We start from the raw sequence: 13,324 nt of genomic DNA, 5'->3' as shown, positions 1-13,324 counted from the left end.
TGCGGCCGTGAGACGTTTCTCCAGTGGATGTTTTCCTTAAAAAGTCCCTCGTCGCGTAGTCTCCAGAGGTGTTTGACGCTGAACCCTAACTGCTCGCAGACGGTAGAGGTAGGCACCCAGTCAGAGGTTTTACTCATGTCCGCCTCCAAACAGGTCGATCTGGATGTAGTTTTTAGCGATCGTCTGCTGAACAAGCTCTCTATGATGCCGCTCCAGGTGACGTTCTAGGGTGCCGAACTCTTTTGTCGTCAGGCTGTAGGGGCGTTTTTGCCACTTTCTGAAAAGTGGGTGATCGCTCCAATCGCCATCAGGTGTGAGGTCTCTCAGAGTGATGATGATCGCCTGAACGCGGGATAGCCGATCGCTGTGGTCAAGGGGTTCGATCATGACTCTGCCCTCACTACGCACCCATAGGCGATCGCTAAATTCCAGTCAGGATGATAGCCCAAAAGCTCGTCTACTTCTGCTTTGTAGCCATCGTCTCTGAGTGTCTGGAGTCGTTTTAGTGCCCAAACATAATCCGATTTGGCGATCGACGCATCACAAGCGAATTCAATCTGATCCCAGTTTGGCGGCGCGGCGGAACGTTTTGTCTTCTCCTGTAAGCTTTTTTCTTTTAGAAAATCTATTTGATTCTCTTTCACCCTGCTTTGAGATTTGAGCCACTGCTCTCTGAGGGCTGGAGGTGAGGGAAGTTGATCGGCCTTGCGATCGAGCCATTCCAAAAAGTTTTCCTGTTCTTCCTCTGGGATTAAGCTTTCTTCACTTTTTTTTGGCTCTCTCTCTCTCTTTTCCTCAATAGAGAAAGATTGAAGAGAGTGTAAAGACTGAGGGGTTTCAGACCGATTGCTGTGACTGGGTTCTGGGGTTTTTTTGTCGCATTTCTGCAACTGACTGTTGCAATCGTGCAATTCTGACTCGCGATCTTGCAACTCTGTGTTGCAATCTTGCAACGGGTTGTTGCAGAAATGCGACAATTTTTCCAAAAAAATATAATCGGGAACGCCTTCTGTGGTTGAGATTGGAATGCTCATCTCCATTTCGTCGGGTGCGTTAATTTTGAGCCGAGACTGCTCTGAAAGTGCCCCGATCGCGCGGTAGTAAGTCGAGGGATTAATGCCCAGTTGCTTACAAATCCAACTGACGCTAACTTTGACGATTTCCCCGATTTTGCGGGCGGCGGCCACCAAGTAGAAGATTGCGCCCCTGGTAGTCAGCAGCCCCGCTTTATAGTCTCTGATGACATCTTTTACAGTCAGTCTGTGGTGGGGTTCAGTTTTACGTGGTTTTACGCTAGTATTCATGGCATGACTCGGATTAAGTGTTTACGTTCGTTCCTAGGCGAACCTGAAATCGAGGCGCACTCGTTTGCTAGACGGTGCGCCTCATCCCGTTTAAAGGGCGTTGATGATCTCAACCTGCTGGACTTCTGGCAGTGAAAGAATTTGTTCCATGAGTTGCGGCATACGGTAACCTCTGGGTAGTTTCAAAATTCAAATTGAAGGGGCGATCGCTGTTTGGAGGCGATCGCTTTTTTGTTGGGATAATGAGGGCAGTGAAAGAGGCTGAATGATGTTCAACATTGAGCTTGAGCAGGAAGATGATCGGCGGTGGATTGCTGAGGTTTCAGCTTTGCCGGGGGTGCTGGCTTATGGGCAGACGAGGGAGGAGGCGATCGCCAATGCAAAAGCGTTAGCGCTGAGAGTGCTGGCTGACCGGATTGAGCATGGTGAATCGGTGCCTGAGTCCATTTCGTTTGTTGCAGCATGAGTCAGTGGCCATCGTCGAAGGCTAGAAAGGTTCTAGCGGCGCTGCTCCGAATCGGTTGGAGTGTGAAGCGCCAGGTCGGTTCTCACCAGGTCTTAGAGCGTGAGGGTTGGGAGGATTACATCTTTGCGTTTCACGATGGGGATGAAATTGGCCCGAAGATGTTGGCTCGAATTGCCAAGAAGACAGGGTTAGAGCCTGATGATTTGTAGGCATAAAGTTTCCGATCGCTAAAAAACAAAAGTCAATTTCTGCGATCGCTCTTCCCCACTCAGGAAGGCGATCGCGTTTTTATTACTCGAACCGACCCCTTGCGGGTAACTCGGAGAGATCGCCGTGAAAGCTTGGCTCTGGCCTGTGGTCAAGAAACACTTGCATACGTTCGACAACGGCTAATTGCCGCCATCGAGGGAGTTTTCTGAACAAGATGAAAATTTGGTCGATTTCGTCATTCGCATCAGGTTCATCAGTCAAAACCGCGTCGTGACCGATCGCTTCCAGGTCGATCGCGGTCTCAGTCGTTTGTCTTTGGGTCATAGGGTCTCCGGAGTGTGAAGGGAATCGCAGTAAGGCTTCTGAAGGGTTGAGTTCCTCAGAGTGGCAATTCCCGTGGATCATTGGATAGCCACACAGGGCTAGGACTTGGCAATCAGAACCCTGTGAGCTAATTCACCAGCGTAAGCGGACTTACGGTAGGCTTTAACAAGAATACCGTATGTCGGTTTACTCGTAAACACACATACGGTAAGATGACTGATGACAGCGCTAAATCAACACTTGTGGAACTTAGAAAAAGAGCAGGAGTAACTCAAAAAGCTTTAGCAGATGCCCTTGGGGTGACTGACCACACGGTTAGAAACTGGGAAAAGGGCAGAGAAGAGCCGCGACTTTTCATTTGGCAAGTCAAAGCACTGTGCAGTCTGCTGAATTGCGAACTTGAGGAACTGCCTGACCATTTCAAATCCGCAAACAAAAACGCTGAGGCGTGACTCAACACATCCCAGCGCGACGATCGACGATTCACTAGAAGAGGAAAAACTTTAAGGTCAAGGTCTATTTCACCCTGACCAGTCCCGTCAAAAGGACACTTCAATCCTGACAGACAATGAAGATATCCATTACCAACCCGTCAAAACATGGACACCAAACTCATCCTGAACGAACTTCTGGAAGAACTTGAGCAGACTCCAGAGCAGATGCAATATCAGATTCTCGACTTTGTTCGATTCATCAAACACCAGCACCATCAAGAAGAACTCGAATTGGCAGAAGACCTGGAGGATGTCCGCGCCGCTCGTGAAGAAATCAAACGAGAAGGCACCATTCCTCTAGAACAAGTCAAGCGCGAATTGGGATTGGCGTGATGTCCTATCAAGTCGAGTTATCACCCAGCGCACGTCGTCAACTCAAAAAACTACCCTCAGACATTCAAGCTGAGGTATTGCAGGCACTCACCGACCTAGCAGCAGACCCACGACCAATGGGCATTGCGAAAATGTCAGGAGACGATGCCTACCGCATTCGCGTTGGCAAATACCGAGTTGTCTACGAAATCTACGACGAAGTTCTAATCGTCATCGTCGTCAAAATCGGTCATCGTCGCGAAGTGTACCGCTAAAAACTTAAAACCAGGGCAGAGCCGTTAACTCTCCCTGGATGCTCCACAGCCTATAAACCTCAACTGTAGAGACCATGATTATCTCTGTATTCCGATTCTTTGTTCAAGCCAGAGGGCGATCGCCTCCATTAGTGGGAGCGAACAGCTTCGCTGCGGGAAACCCGTGCGCCCTTTGTTTGTTCAATCAAAATCAGGAAACCAACATGAAAAATGCAGCAGTCAATGACGCTATCTATGCTGACAGCAACATGTCAATGCATACCAAACAACTAGCAGAGTTTTGGAAAATCGACTCACGATCGCTCACCAACTGGGTCGCAAAAGTTAGAAAGTTAGGCTACGAGATTGGTCAGCCCGGTGAACGCAATCGAACCTACTTCAATGATGTCGATCAAGACTTAATTAACGCTTGTCGTCATGGCACTCTCACACCAAATCCTAGAAAAGCTGAGGTTACTCAGAATGATTCTGAGAACGTTCTGAGTATGGAAGAGAGACGAAACCGAGAAAACCAGGAAGCACAAGCCGAATCAGAACAGAATCACAATCTGCAACTGAGAACTGATGTGATGCAATCATCTGGTAGTCTATTGCTACAACGCACTGAAGCAGGCTATCAAGAAGGAAGTGCGATTGCTAAAGCTGAGTTAGCCAGTAAGGTTAAAGGCTATCTAGAGACTCGTGTAGTGGCTGACAAAGCCTTTAACGATTTTGTCGATGAGCTTGCAGTTGTTGACCTCTCAACGGTTGAAAACTCAGCACTACCAGAGGTGACCAACCCAAAGCAACTGATCGCTTCTTTGTTCTAGGAATTCTCGGAAACTTCTCAGAACATTCCGAGAACATTCCGAGAACTGAACTAAGAAACTATCGGCTAAAGCGAACGATGTTTTGGGCGATCGTGCTTCTCACACTTTTCAATGTTTTGTCCCCAAGATACTCAACTCAATTTCAACCTCAAAGGACTTATGACCAACAGTCAAATTAAATTCATGCTCGGCTTTATTGCTGGAGGACTTCTGGCTACCCCAGCGATCGTGATGCGAGTGAACGCCTCCTTTCTGGATTCACTTTCTCGCTGGAGTGCCTCCTATGGCAACAGTGCAGAAGCCCAAGAAGTCGAAGAAACTCCGCTTCCCGTTCCCCAAAACACTCCCCCGGTTGGACGCAGTAATGGATCTTCGATCGAACCCTGCGCGGCGCCGCTTCCAACGATGGCATCAGTTCCTACTTCTGAAGAGATGCCCACATCTTTGGGCAATCAGCCTGCTCGCAGACCTGCAAAGCCTACTTATCGGGATCGACGAGCCACGATTTTAATGAACACCGCGCCGGGGAATCGAATGCGATCGCTGCTTGGAAGAGTCGGCTACCCAAACCGATTTGACGATGCGACTTCAACCGACTTCTACATGACTGAAGACGGAGAGATAGCGGTAGTGAGCGATCGGGCAACAGATACCGTCGCCTCTATCAGCCTTCTATCCCCAAATCAATGACCAGGGCGGAAGCGCTCAAACTACAGCCCTGGACACACCCCAACAACCACAAAATTATCGAGGTACTTTCAATTATGCCTGGACAAACATGGATTCTAGAATCCGACGACAAAGACGGAGACTTTAGCGATACAGGCTCCCACAATACTTATCAGGTTGGCAACATTACTGATGCTGTTGAAGCTGAATCGAGAGCGCTTGAGGAGGGCAGAGAAGCCGTCTGGAACGATGCTTCTATCGATACTTCTGCAACTTATGACGTTGAATCTGGGCAGAAATTCACGATCGCTGAATTTGAACTCGATTCTCAAGGCGTTCAGTATCAACCAAAGTGAGGTAGCAATGTCAATTTTTTCTAGAATCTTTTTCGGTAATGAGTCTGATGATGATGACGAGAGCTTTGTAGACACTAACTCAGGCATTCAGTACACGAATCACAGCAAAGATGAAACACTCGATCAGGCTGCGCGATTTGATGAGTACGACGGCGGCTCTGACATCCGAACCAAGGACGGTCGAGACGCTTCAGACGTGGATGATTCCAAACGGTTCAACACTGCTATCTTTGAAGTGGATGAACCAGGCTTCTACTATCCGACTGAGTACGATCCAGGCAACCCTAGAAACCCAGCAAACAAGCCATGAATAGCTTAGAAAGACTCAAAGCAGCAATGCAGACTGAGACGACGATCGCCGCGATTGCAAAAAAGGCAAGAGTTCCGATCGCAATGGTTCAGTTTCATCTCAAAAAAGTTCCATCTGGTAAGCGGTCGATCGTTGAGAAAACTGATCAGTAAAAATCAGTTCCTACCACGTCATCAAGAAAGCCCTCCGACTCGTCACCGGGGGGTTTTTGTTTGCTCATAAAAAGAACCTCCCTAGAAGCAATCTAGAGAGGCTTATCATTAAAAAAATGTTGTAGTCTCTAAATCATTATGGCTGATCAAATCAACAGCGACTCACTCTCTCAACTTGTCAGAATGGCAGAAATTCAGCTTGAATTAAGCCAACAGCAGCGCGAAAGTATTGACGCTTTGAGTCAAGCGATTAGTCAAGGTTTCAATGGCTTGCGAGAAGTGGTAGAACGTCAGGCTGAAACTGCCACTCGTCAACAGCAAACCATTCAACAATTTGCCTCCATTCTCGGAGAAACCACCCGCGCTGTCTCTGAGCTTTCTCGCACTGTACGCGAATCTGTAGAGTCATCCCGTCGATCGGCGCAAGCTGCTGAGTCATCCGCGTTCCTTGCTCAAGCTAACCAAAACGCTATCAGAGACCTGATTGACGAGATGAGAGACCGCCGGAGCGAAGGGTAGCGCGTCCTCACAGCCTGGGAATCATAAATAAGCAAAGACCCCTCTCACAACGACATGAAAGGGTTTTTTGTTTGCACGTAAATCAGACCCAAACTCATTATTCCCAATGCTAGAGACTCTCATCCAGATAATTCCTGTCCTGTTAGGTGTCGCGCTTCTTTTGTTGCCGCTTTACCTCTTCCAGGTCATCATGAAACAAGGCACCAGCAAACACACCCGCCATCCCGCACGCATCAAGATCGATCAATCGACGTGGCTTATTGTGGCTGCCTTAATTGCCATGCTTCTGATTCAAGTGAGTGCATCCAACAGCAAAAACGCCCTCACAGCCAAACGAGAAGACTTTATTCCCATTCCACCACCTCAAGTGATCGGTACAACTGGGTCAACGATCGTGCAACTCTCCATCAAAAACGCCTCACCACAGGACATGAAAATTTTCTTCAAGGGAACTGAAAAGAAAAGTGTAGAAATCCCGCGATGTGAGACCTGCCAAATCTATTCGACTCCTCCCAAAAGCTGTCCTAAAGTTGGAGTCACCCAGACTTACACGCTCCAGCCCGGAGAGTATGAAGTTGACGTTGAGTTTAGTGGAAACACCCGTCCCTACCGCGGTCGCTGGCCTCTAGCCACTGGAACCCAGTATTCGGAGTGTTTCAGCATCACTTACGGCACCCCAAACAAAGACGATCGACAGATCTGGTGAGCTAACCTCTGACCACATAAAACCGTCGTCTCATTCCACCGCGTTGTGTCAACCTTGCCTCATCCCAGTAAGAGGTCAAAACCCCCTTTCCGCTCCAATGCCCATAGAGCCTCAGTTGGAACGAGCCATCCGAGTTGTTCTGACAGCATTGAAGCGGTTTGAGGTTTTAAGGCAAGCGCCGCAACGATTCGATCGTCCCTCTGCTTGGTTGCAAACAGGTTAAACCAGATCGACTTCAACATAATCCTCTGAATGGAGATAGAAGGATTTCACGGCGTTGAGATCGTCCCCTCCCCCGTGACGACAACGCGGCGCCGAATTTCATCCGCCACACCCTCAAGGGCCAACGCCGTCGTCCAATCGCCACGAAATTTCCCAATGCTCAAAAGCAGCCTCAGCATTGCCTTTTCAGCACCAACCTCATTTATATCAACTGTCGCGCTGCCGTCACTCATTGCCATCCTCCGATCGCTTTCGATAGCCCAGAATGCCTGACATTGTTTGTCCAGACTGCCCTAGCAGCAGGTTAAAGCAAGCATTGAGCGTCTTAAAATCATCGCTCAAACCGTCGATCTCTTTTCCAATGTGGCTGATCTGTTCCTTCATTTGCTCTTGATTGCGCCGCAAATGCTGAAAGTCTCTCTCAGCCGCATAGCGTTTTTTCTCACCATCCCCATACCATCGCACCATTCCCCAAACGGCCGAACCTGCACCCGCAAGAAAGGTAAGTATCGAGATAACATTGCTGATCTCAAGTTTCATTTTGCTTTCGTGCCTCACTTGCGATCGCATCCAACAAATCAGCCAGCGCCCCCAAATCGTTTAATTGCCCTGTCACAACCTGGAAGGCGACAAACGAGATTTTTTGTTTCAAGCTACGGGTGATTTTCATTTTTCTTCCTCTCTGCTGCATCACAGGCGATTGAGACCAAAAGCGGCAACAGTGCCAAAAACTTTCCAAGCGTTGCTTTATCAGGGATTAGATGAGCGTACTCCGGAGGAATCTCAGCAAATTTTGCTAATCCTCCCATCTCAGCAGGTCTGACGACGATCGGTGACGAGTCTTGATAAGTCGTCACCTCCCCCGTAGACAATCGCCTCACCTTCTCTCGATAAACCTCTGTACGTGGCTCTTCCCCTAATGGAGAAAGAATCGAGCAACACCAGGTGCGCTTTTCTTCCGACATCAAAACGGGCAAATCTTCAAACAGTTTGATAGCCATACCTTTAAGCCGTAGTTGAGTCGATAATCAGCCCCAAATTTTTGAGCGCCGTCGTGAGACTGAGTAGAGCCGCATTCCCACCGCGAGAGCCGCTAACGGTTGGACGGGCGATCGGTGTCGCACCCAAAAAGCCGATCGATGCTCCCGAATGCCTGAAAGCGTCATACACGCTCAATTGACCTTGAATAATCGTATTTCTGGAAATCACTGCACCGCCCAGACAGAAGAAGGCCCCCGTTGTCGTGCTGACTGTGTTGGCATTGCTGGTAATGGTCAGAGTCGTGAACCTTCCAGAGTTGGGAGTTGTGGCACCGATCGCGCCTGGTGCCCCCCAAGCGATCGCCGTCGTGGGATGCGTGTGATCAGCATTGGCTTTTTGGTTGAGCGCTGCTGTCATGTCTGCCTGATTGGCCTTTCCATTCAGCAGGTCTGAAAGAGTGCCAATGTGAGCAATCTCATGAGTATGTGAGGTGTTAGCCTTCGTCGCTAACGCTTCATTTGTCGCACTTTGAAACGCTAACAACGCCGCGCTCAGAGTTTCTTGTGAAACGAACCCACCAATATCAACCCCAACGCAAATCACCGACCCATCAAGCAACTCGATAAAGAGTTTCCCGTCTGCTGCATTGATTGCGAGTTGCCCTACAACCAACTCATCAGACCGAGGCACCCTACCCGGCTTTAAGAACGTCTTGTGTTGAATCGTCATTAGTCGCTCACAGTCCCATCATTCACCGAGGCCCCGCGATCGACCGATTCAGGCAAGAAATCAAGATTCCCGGTGTACTCCCACACCCAAACCACCAAATCAGGCAACCACCGTACAGGCGTAAAAACCAGCTCATACCTACCTGTAGCCAGGTGAGAAAGCTCAAAAATAGAGTCTTGGTTCAGTGGTACTACTCTATTGTCTGTCTCTGCTGATACATACATCTGTTTCATGTAGCAGCCCCGTCGCCAATTAGCACGAGTAGACGAAACCGTTTTGATTCTGACAACGCGGCTAGTGAGAGAACGCGCCGGACTAGCCGATACATCTGTTTGGGGACGGTTAAAACTGACCGCCCCGATCAACCGCCAAGAATCCGCAAGCATTTCTACAAAACTAAGGTAGTTGTTTCGCGCCTTTCCCGTTCACTGTCAGGAGTCCAGATCACTTTGTCTTCAAATTCAGCCAGTGAAGAAAAGCCAGCAGGCAGAATCAGATCTACCGTTTCGATGACATTCTCCACTGGCTCATATTCAACCTCGACCTCTCCAGACGCGATCAGAAATGCCACTTCTTGAGGTGATAAACCTTCAATGACTGGCAGTTCATCCATTACAGAAACACCCGTCGTTTAGGAATGCTGACCTTGACGATCCGCCGTCCTCTGGTAGTTTTGCCCACCAAACTCGCGATCGCCGTCCCCAAGTTAGTTGTCGAGCAAAAGACGCGCACTGTGTTTTGAGTGTCTCCCTGGGCCTGATTGCCCAACCCAGTGTTTAAAAGGGTCTGCTGCAAGCCGAGAGACAGACGAGGCAGATAGCGACCCGCCAAACCATAGAGCATCGCTTGATCGTTTGCTTCGGTCACATCTTGCACACCCAAATCCCCTTTGATGGAGTCGTAGATTGCTTTGGGAGACCGAAAAGCGATATTGGTGCCAGTTTTACCCGCATATCGAGCGAAATAATTGCCGCGTTCAGTTCTTGCCATAATTTTTTAGCCTTCCTTTTTCAGTTGTTAGTTAGGCGATTAAGGCAGGTACGTGACAGGCGCAAAGACAATCTGTCCACCAGAACCGCTAATGGTTGCGTTCAAAGTGGAAGAGATGGAAATCCGGCCGTTGTCCACATCCAGCGTGATTGAGACGCGGTTCTCACGAGTCGTCTCAGGAACAGCTTTTTCGGCTGCTTCGATCGCACGGACGACTTCGACTAATTGCCCTTCGAGAGAGGTTGCAGTGGTTGTAATTGCAGCAGCCATGTTGTAAATCTCCTAAGTGTTGAGAGTTGTTTATGTCGTATCGTTTGATACTCAAAACATAACCTCAACCTCTGGCATAAGTTTCTGTTCATTCTGTCGGCCCTTAAGCCCCGACTAGTAACTTACTCCTCCTGTTTCACAGACAGAGGATCGAAGTACCATCGGCTACCGATCTTAGTTGCCCAAACTTTTCCAACCCGCGCCCACTGATAAGCGGTTCGCTCGACAATGTGAAATTGCTTTGCGAAGTCGTGAGAATTTAGCAGCCGATCGAGCTGCTCATCACTTTCAACTCGCTTAGATTTGAACGGAAACTTAACTAAAAATACTTGATCCATTTTGGCTTAGTGTCGGTCTGACCAGTTGGGAAAAACTTGACGATTCGAGGTGCAACTCGGATGGTTTTTAACGCCGTTCCCTTGCGCTTACCGTCGCTGTAAATTGCCCCGGTTAACCAGAGAGGTTCAATTAACTTTTCGAGTTCCTTAATGACTCGATCTGCATCATTTCCATCTGCATTAACAATTAGTTTTGAGTTATCTCTAAGTGTTAGAATGCCCATCCTCTGACCTTTAATGTAGGTTGGGAAGTCACTCGCTACAGTTGCTTCTCGTGACTTTGCATAATGGGGAATTGATACAGCATATTTAGGTGATCCAAACTTGCCATCGGCTTTGACTTCGGCATATTGCACTACTGCCTGTGGGATGTCTGCCCCTAGTCGAATCTGCCACCAGTCAGGGATTGCAGCGTAGCACTCACAATTATTACTGCATTGTTCCCCTTGTGATTCTGCAATTCTATCAAGTGCTGCTTTGAGAATTGCAGATGCAATCTTTGGTACAGACAGAGACCCTGTTGTATAGACTGCCTCACCTGTTTCCTGACTGCATTCTTTAAAGATTTTGAATTCGATTGTCTCGCTATTGTTATTACCTTGTGTATCTAACTTGTCATGCAATCCCTGAATGCATGGATCATCGCACGTCTTTCTAGGTGCTTCCGGTTGTGTTTGCGGTTGTTTTTGCTGTTCTCTCTGCTGTACTTTTTCAGGGTCTACTGTGCCATCAGGTTTGTTTACGTTTGCAGGTGTGTTAACGGGTTGCCCATTGATCGTGACGTTTGTACCAGGCCCAAACGAGGGAGCCTTGACGTTTTGAGATGGGGTCATTTGCCGTGAGGGTTGCGCTGTGATCTGTCGGATGGGCGTATCGCCATTTTGTACAGGTTCACCGTTGATCGTGACGCTGGTGCCCGGTAGGTCAGTCGTTTTAGTTGGATTCCCCGTCGATGGATGGGCTGCCGGGTTGGTCAGAGGTAGCGTAGGGTTTGCTAACGGATTAGAGGGTGATTTGGGTGTGAGTGGATTTTGAATCTGTGGAGGTGCAAACGGCTGAAAGGTTGGGGCGATGCCTGGGTTAAGCGTAGGGGTTGTATCGGGTCTAGCGGTTGGTGACGGTTGGCCGCTGGGTGAGTTTCTGGGTGAGGGTGAGGGCGATCGTGCCGGGGACGTGGGAGAGTCGATCGTCGGCTTGGTATCGATTTCGGGAAGGTCTGGGCTTCCGTCTGGATTGGTTGGAATTTGCGGTGCTGGCTGTGGGTCGCCTGGAAGAATTGGATCAGGAGGGTAGCCAGCCGCCGGAGCCAGACTAGACACACTAGCCCTGATAATCCTTCCAGCATTAGGATCGATCTGCAAAAACTGAAATTGCTTTGGGTTCCCCGCCGCATCAAATGCATTTAGAAAAGCGTTTCCCCCACTAACTGAAACGTTTCCAACGGGGCCATAAACCCCTACCACAGTCGTATCGGGATACTCACCGCCAAACTGGATCGAGGTAGTTGCGTAGCTTAACTGAACGATGTAAAGCTTTCCTGCCACTCTTCCAGGTTGGGGTACGCCTGGTGAGGGAGGTGAAGGTTCAAATCCGGGGGGTAGATTGCCGTTTCCCAACCAAATTTGAGTTCTTGGGGCTAGTGGGTCATTGTAGGGGGTGACAAAATCTTCGGGTGCTGGAGATTTGAAGTCATTTGCGGGATTTGTTCCGCCGGGGTTTACATCTTGAAAAGGAGGATAGTTTTCCTTAGTCACGGGCACAAATCCACCGGGAAAATTCGCGTCAGGGATGGGTGGGGTGTAAGCAGGGAGGTAAGGTCTTGTTCCCGCTGTCGGATTGGACGAGTTCATGCGCCCTTGGTAGCCGCCACTGACAGAACTACTAGAACCGCCCCCCTGATTTGCCATGAGGCGATCGTAGAGTTTGCGTCTGACTTCGGGTTTTGCTTGTTGGCGATCGATGTAGCGCTGTAATTCAGCTTGAGCGATTCGAGCTTTACCGTATTCCGATAACTCGGCGGCACCAAAAAAGCCAACATTGATGTCCGCTAGTTCCTCAGTCAATCCAGCGTCTTTAATTTGCTGCTGCAAGGTTCGTTTTGCCTCGGCATTCATGATCACCGTTTGCTGTAGCGCCACTTCACCTAAAACGGAAGCAGTACCCATCATCGCTGTACCGCCGCCGCTAGTACCTAGTTGAGCCTTGACAGGATTAGAGCCGTTTCTAATTGCGGGATTTTGATTAATCAGTCCCTTTCTTAACGTTTTCTCTTGATAAGCTGCGAAAGGATCTCTAACGGGTGTCCCTGAAATTTCCTTGTATCGGTTCACACCACCAGAATTGTTTGAGTATTGAGGTGCTGTCTGTGTTTGATACTCGTAAACCCTAGGTGCGACACCCTGTTTTTTGGGGATGTACTCGTAGGGAGGAGGTATTTTTGATTCGATGTATTGTTTGAACGAGTCTCTAACAGGAGTTGCTGGAATATCTCTATAGCGATTTACACCCCCTCCACTATTTTTGTATTGAGCAGGCGCACTTGTTGCATACTCATAAACCCTGGGTGACACCCCATTCTGTTTAGGGATGTAATTAGCAGGTTGAGCCACACCAGGATCGAATCTACTAAAGCCTGGTGTGGCAACTTGATTCATCACCTTTAAGGTGGTTTTTATCGCACTTTCTAAACGAAGTTGAGAGTTTAGCCTCAGTTGATTTTGCGTTAGAACCTTGTTTCTTACTTGGTAAACCTGTGTCGCCATTGCAAACTCCAAAAAAAAGAGGGTGACCTGTGCTTGTCAGAGAAACCCCACAAAACTAAGCGTTGGTTTTGTAAGTAGTTAGGTGCAATTAAATATAAAACGCTCCAGTTCATACTCACCCGCTTC

The 13,324-nt window shown here is 48.8% G+C and carries 27 protein-coding genes; 12 read left to right on the top strand and 15 right to left on the bottom strand.

The genetic code is table 11. The annotated features are described in order from the left end of the window. Positions 1 to 129 precede the first annotated feature (129 nt). Together ACKFKH_RS21940 and ACKFKH_RS21935 are read right to left on the bottom strand one after the other, a co-directional pair. Positions 130 to 387: a hypothetical protein gene (locus ACKFKH_RS21940; protein WP_446860484.1), complete on the bottom strand. Its 258-nt coding sequence runs from the start codon at positions 385 to 387 to the stop codon at positions 130 to 132. After that, on the bottom strand, positions 384 to 1,304 hold the full coding sequence (locus ACKFKH_RS21935; protein WP_446860483.1) for a hypothetical protein: 921 nt from the start codon (positions 1,302 to 1,304) through the stop codon (positions 384 to 386). Before ACKFKH_RS21935 ends, ACKFKH_RS21940 begins: the two co-directional genes overlap by 4 nt. A gap of 268 nt (positions 1,305 to 1,572) precedes the next feature. Between ACKFKH_RS21935 and ACKFKH_RS21930 the strand changes: the two genes are divergently transcribed. Both ACKFKH_RS21930 and ACKFKH_RS21925 read left to right on the top strand, forming a co-directional pair. Further along, the gene (locus ACKFKH_RS21930) at positions 1,573 to 1,770 is read left to right on the top strand and encodes a type II toxin-antitoxin system HicB family antitoxin (protein ID WP_446860482.1); all 198 of its coding nucleotides are present in this window, start codon (positions 1,573 to 1,575) and stop codon (positions 1,768 to 1,770) included. Continuing rightward, complete coding sequence (locus ACKFKH_RS21925) at positions 1,767 to 1,979, top strand: type II toxin-antitoxin system HicA family toxin (RefSeq protein WP_446860481.1); 213 nt, start codon at positions 1,767 to 1,769, stop codon at positions 1,977 to 1,979. Before ACKFKH_RS21930 ends, ACKFKH_RS21925 begins: the two co-directional genes overlap by 4 nt. Positions 1,980 to 2,061: 82 nt before the next feature. Here the strand turns inward: ACKFKH_RS21925 and ACKFKH_RS21920 are convergent, their stop codons facing one another. Continuing rightward, positions 2,062 to 2,304 (bottom strand): hypothetical protein, encoded by a 243-nt coding sequence (locus ACKFKH_RS21920; protein ID WP_446860480.1) that lies wholly within the window; start codon positions 2,302 to 2,304, stop codon positions 2,062 to 2,064. A 212-nt stretch (positions 2,305 to 2,516) separates the two neighbouring features. On the opposite strand from ACKFKH_RS21920, the gene ACKFKH_RS21915 reads away from it, so the two are divergent. From ACKFKH_RS21915 to ACKFKH_RS21870, 10 genes are all read left to right on the top strand, one after another. Continuing rightward, positions 2,517 to 2,756: a helix-turn-helix transcriptional regulator gene (locus ACKFKH_RS21915; RefSeq protein ID WP_446860479.1), complete on the top strand. Its 240-nt coding sequence runs from the start codon at positions 2,517 to 2,519 to the stop codon at positions 2,754 to 2,756. A 147-nt stretch (positions 2,757 to 2,903) separates the two neighbouring features. Beyond that, positions 2,904 to 3,131, top strand: a complete 228-nt coding sequence (locus ACKFKH_RS21910; RefSeq protein ID WP_446860478.1) for a hypothetical protein — start codon at positions 2,904 to 2,906, stop codon at positions 3,129 to 3,131. Continuing rightward, positions 3,131 to 3,385 carry a type II toxin-antitoxin system RelE family toxin gene (locus ACKFKH_RS21905; RefSeq protein WP_446860477.1) on the top strand — a complete coding sequence of 85 codons (255 nt, stop codon included), beginning with the start codon at positions 3,131 to 3,133 and terminating at the stop codon, positions 3,383 to 3,385. Before ACKFKH_RS21910 ends, ACKFKH_RS21905 begins: the two co-directional genes overlap by 1 nt. Before the next feature lie 203 nt (positions 3,386 to 3,588). After that, entirely contained in the window at positions 3,589 to 4,194 is a 606-nt protein-coding gene (locus ACKFKH_RS21900; protein WP_446860476.1) for a hypothetical protein, read from the top strand. 159 nt (positions 4,195 to 4,353) lie between these two features. After that, positions 4,354 to 4,884 (top strand): hypothetical protein, encoded by a 531-nt coding sequence (locus tag ACKFKH_RS21895; RefSeq protein ID WP_446860475.1) that lies wholly within the window; start codon positions 4,354 to 4,356, stop codon positions 4,882 to 4,884. Beyond that, positions 4,881 to 5,219, top strand: coding sequence for a hypothetical protein (locus tag ACKFKH_RS21890; RefSeq protein ID WP_446860474.1), 339 nt, complete (start codon positions 4,881 to 4,883; stop codon positions 5,217 to 5,219). The genes ACKFKH_RS21895 and ACKFKH_RS21890 overlap by 4 nt, the downstream gene beginning before the upstream one ends. 7 nt (positions 5,220 to 5,226) lie before the next feature. Further along, complete coding sequence (locus ACKFKH_RS21885) at positions 5,227 to 5,529, top strand: hypothetical protein (RefSeq protein WP_446860473.1); 303 nt, start codon at positions 5,227 to 5,229, stop codon at positions 5,527 to 5,529. Continuing rightward, the gene (locus ACKFKH_RS21880; RefSeq protein ID WP_446860472.1) at positions 5,526 to 5,681 is read left to right on the top strand and encodes a hypothetical protein; all 156 of its coding nucleotides are present in this window, start codon (positions 5,526 to 5,528) and stop codon (positions 5,679 to 5,681) included. The genes ACKFKH_RS21885 and ACKFKH_RS21880 overlap by 4 nt, the downstream gene beginning before the upstream one ends. A 138-nt stretch (positions 5,682 to 5,819) precedes the next feature. Beyond that, positions 5,820 to 6,200 (top strand): hypothetical protein, encoded by a 381-nt coding sequence (locus tag ACKFKH_RS21875; protein ID WP_446860471.1) that lies wholly within the window; start codon positions 5,820 to 5,822, stop codon positions 6,198 to 6,200. A 106-nt stretch (positions 6,201 to 6,306) separates the two neighbouring features. Continuing rightward, entirely contained in the window at positions 6,307 to 6,906 is a 600-nt protein-coding gene (locus ACKFKH_RS21870) for a hypothetical protein (protein ID WP_446860470.1), read from the top strand. A gap of 59 nt (positions 6,907 to 6,965) precedes the next feature. Here ACKFKH_RS21870 and ACKFKH_RS21865 read toward each other — a convergent pair whose 3' ends face one another. From ACKFKH_RS21865 to ACKFKH_RS21810, 12 genes are all read right to left on the bottom strand, one after another. Beyond that, a complete protein-coding gene (locus ACKFKH_RS21865; RefSeq protein WP_446860469.1) occupies positions 6,966 to 7,148 on the bottom strand; it encodes a hypothetical protein in 183 nt (60 codons plus the stop codon). 27 nt (positions 7,149 to 7,175) lie between these two features. Beyond that, complete coding sequence (locus ACKFKH_RS21860; RefSeq protein ID WP_446860468.1) at positions 7,176 to 7,361, bottom strand: hypothetical protein; 186 nt, start codon at positions 7,359 to 7,361, stop codon at positions 7,176 to 7,178. Further along, on the bottom strand, positions 7,354 to 7,668 hold the full coding sequence (locus ACKFKH_RS21855) for a hypothetical protein (protein WP_446860467.1): 315 nt from the start codon (positions 7,666 to 7,668) through the stop codon (positions 7,354 to 7,356). Before ACKFKH_RS21855 ends, ACKFKH_RS21860 begins: the two co-directional genes overlap by 8 nt. Beyond that, on the bottom strand, positions 7,658 to 7,798 hold the full coding sequence (locus ACKFKH_RS21850; RefSeq protein WP_446860466.1) for a hypothetical protein: 141 nt from the start codon (positions 7,796 to 7,798) through the stop codon (positions 7,658 to 7,660). Before ACKFKH_RS21850 ends, ACKFKH_RS21855 begins: the two co-directional genes overlap by 11 nt. Then, positions 7,782 to 8,129 (bottom strand): hypothetical protein, encoded by a 348-nt coding sequence (locus tag ACKFKH_RS21845; RefSeq protein ID WP_446860465.1) that lies wholly within the window; start codon positions 8,127 to 8,129, stop codon positions 7,782 to 7,784. The genes ACKFKH_RS21850 and ACKFKH_RS21845 overlap by 17 nt, the downstream gene beginning before the upstream one ends. 4 nt (positions 8,130 to 8,133) lie before the next feature. Continuing rightward, a complete protein-coding gene (locus tag ACKFKH_RS21840) occupies positions 8,134 to 8,838 on the bottom strand; it encodes a hypothetical protein (protein ID WP_446860464.1) in 705 nt (234 codons plus the stop codon). Then, a complete protein-coding gene (locus ACKFKH_RS21835; RefSeq protein WP_446860463.1) occupies positions 8,838 to 9,224 on the bottom strand; it encodes a hypothetical protein in 387 nt (128 codons plus the stop codon). The genes ACKFKH_RS21840 and ACKFKH_RS21835 overlap by 1 nt, the downstream gene beginning before the upstream one ends. A 2-nt stretch (positions 9,225 to 9,226) precedes the next feature. Beyond that, complete coding sequence (locus tag ACKFKH_RS21830) at positions 9,227 to 9,451, bottom strand: hypothetical protein (RefSeq protein WP_446860462.1); 225 nt, start codon at positions 9,449 to 9,451, stop codon at positions 9,227 to 9,229. Beyond that, on the bottom strand, positions 9,451 to 9,828 hold the full coding sequence (locus ACKFKH_RS21825; protein WP_446860461.1) for a hypothetical protein: 378 nt from the start codon (positions 9,826 to 9,828) through the stop codon (positions 9,451 to 9,453). Before ACKFKH_RS21825 ends, ACKFKH_RS21830 begins: the two co-directional genes overlap by 1 nt. A gap of 39 nt (positions 9,829 to 9,867) precedes the next feature. Next, positions 9,868 to 10,098: a hypothetical protein gene (locus tag ACKFKH_RS21820; RefSeq protein ID WP_446860460.1), complete on the bottom strand. Its 231-nt coding sequence runs from the start codon at positions 10,096 to 10,098 to the stop codon at positions 9,868 to 9,870. A 122-nt stretch (positions 10,099 to 10,220) separates the two neighbouring features. Continuing rightward, the gene (locus tag ACKFKH_RS21815; RefSeq protein ID WP_446860459.1) at positions 10,221 to 10,436 is read right to left on the bottom strand and encodes a hypothetical protein; all 216 of its coding nucleotides are present in this window, start codon (positions 10,434 to 10,436) and stop codon (positions 10,221 to 10,223) included. Further along, complete coding sequence (locus tag ACKFKH_RS21810; RefSeq protein WP_446860458.1) at positions 10,418 to 13,090, bottom strand: hypothetical protein; 2,673 nt, start codon at positions 13,088 to 13,090, stop codon at positions 10,418 to 10,420. The genes ACKFKH_RS21815 and ACKFKH_RS21810 overlap by 19 nt, the downstream gene beginning before the upstream one ends. Positions 13,091 to 13,324: the final 234 nt, after the last annotated feature.

It is taken from the genome of Phormidesmis sp. 146-20, assembly GCF_052939475.1.
Note: the sequence above shows the minus strand (reverse complement) of the source record. Positions and strands in the feature narration are given on the sequence as shown.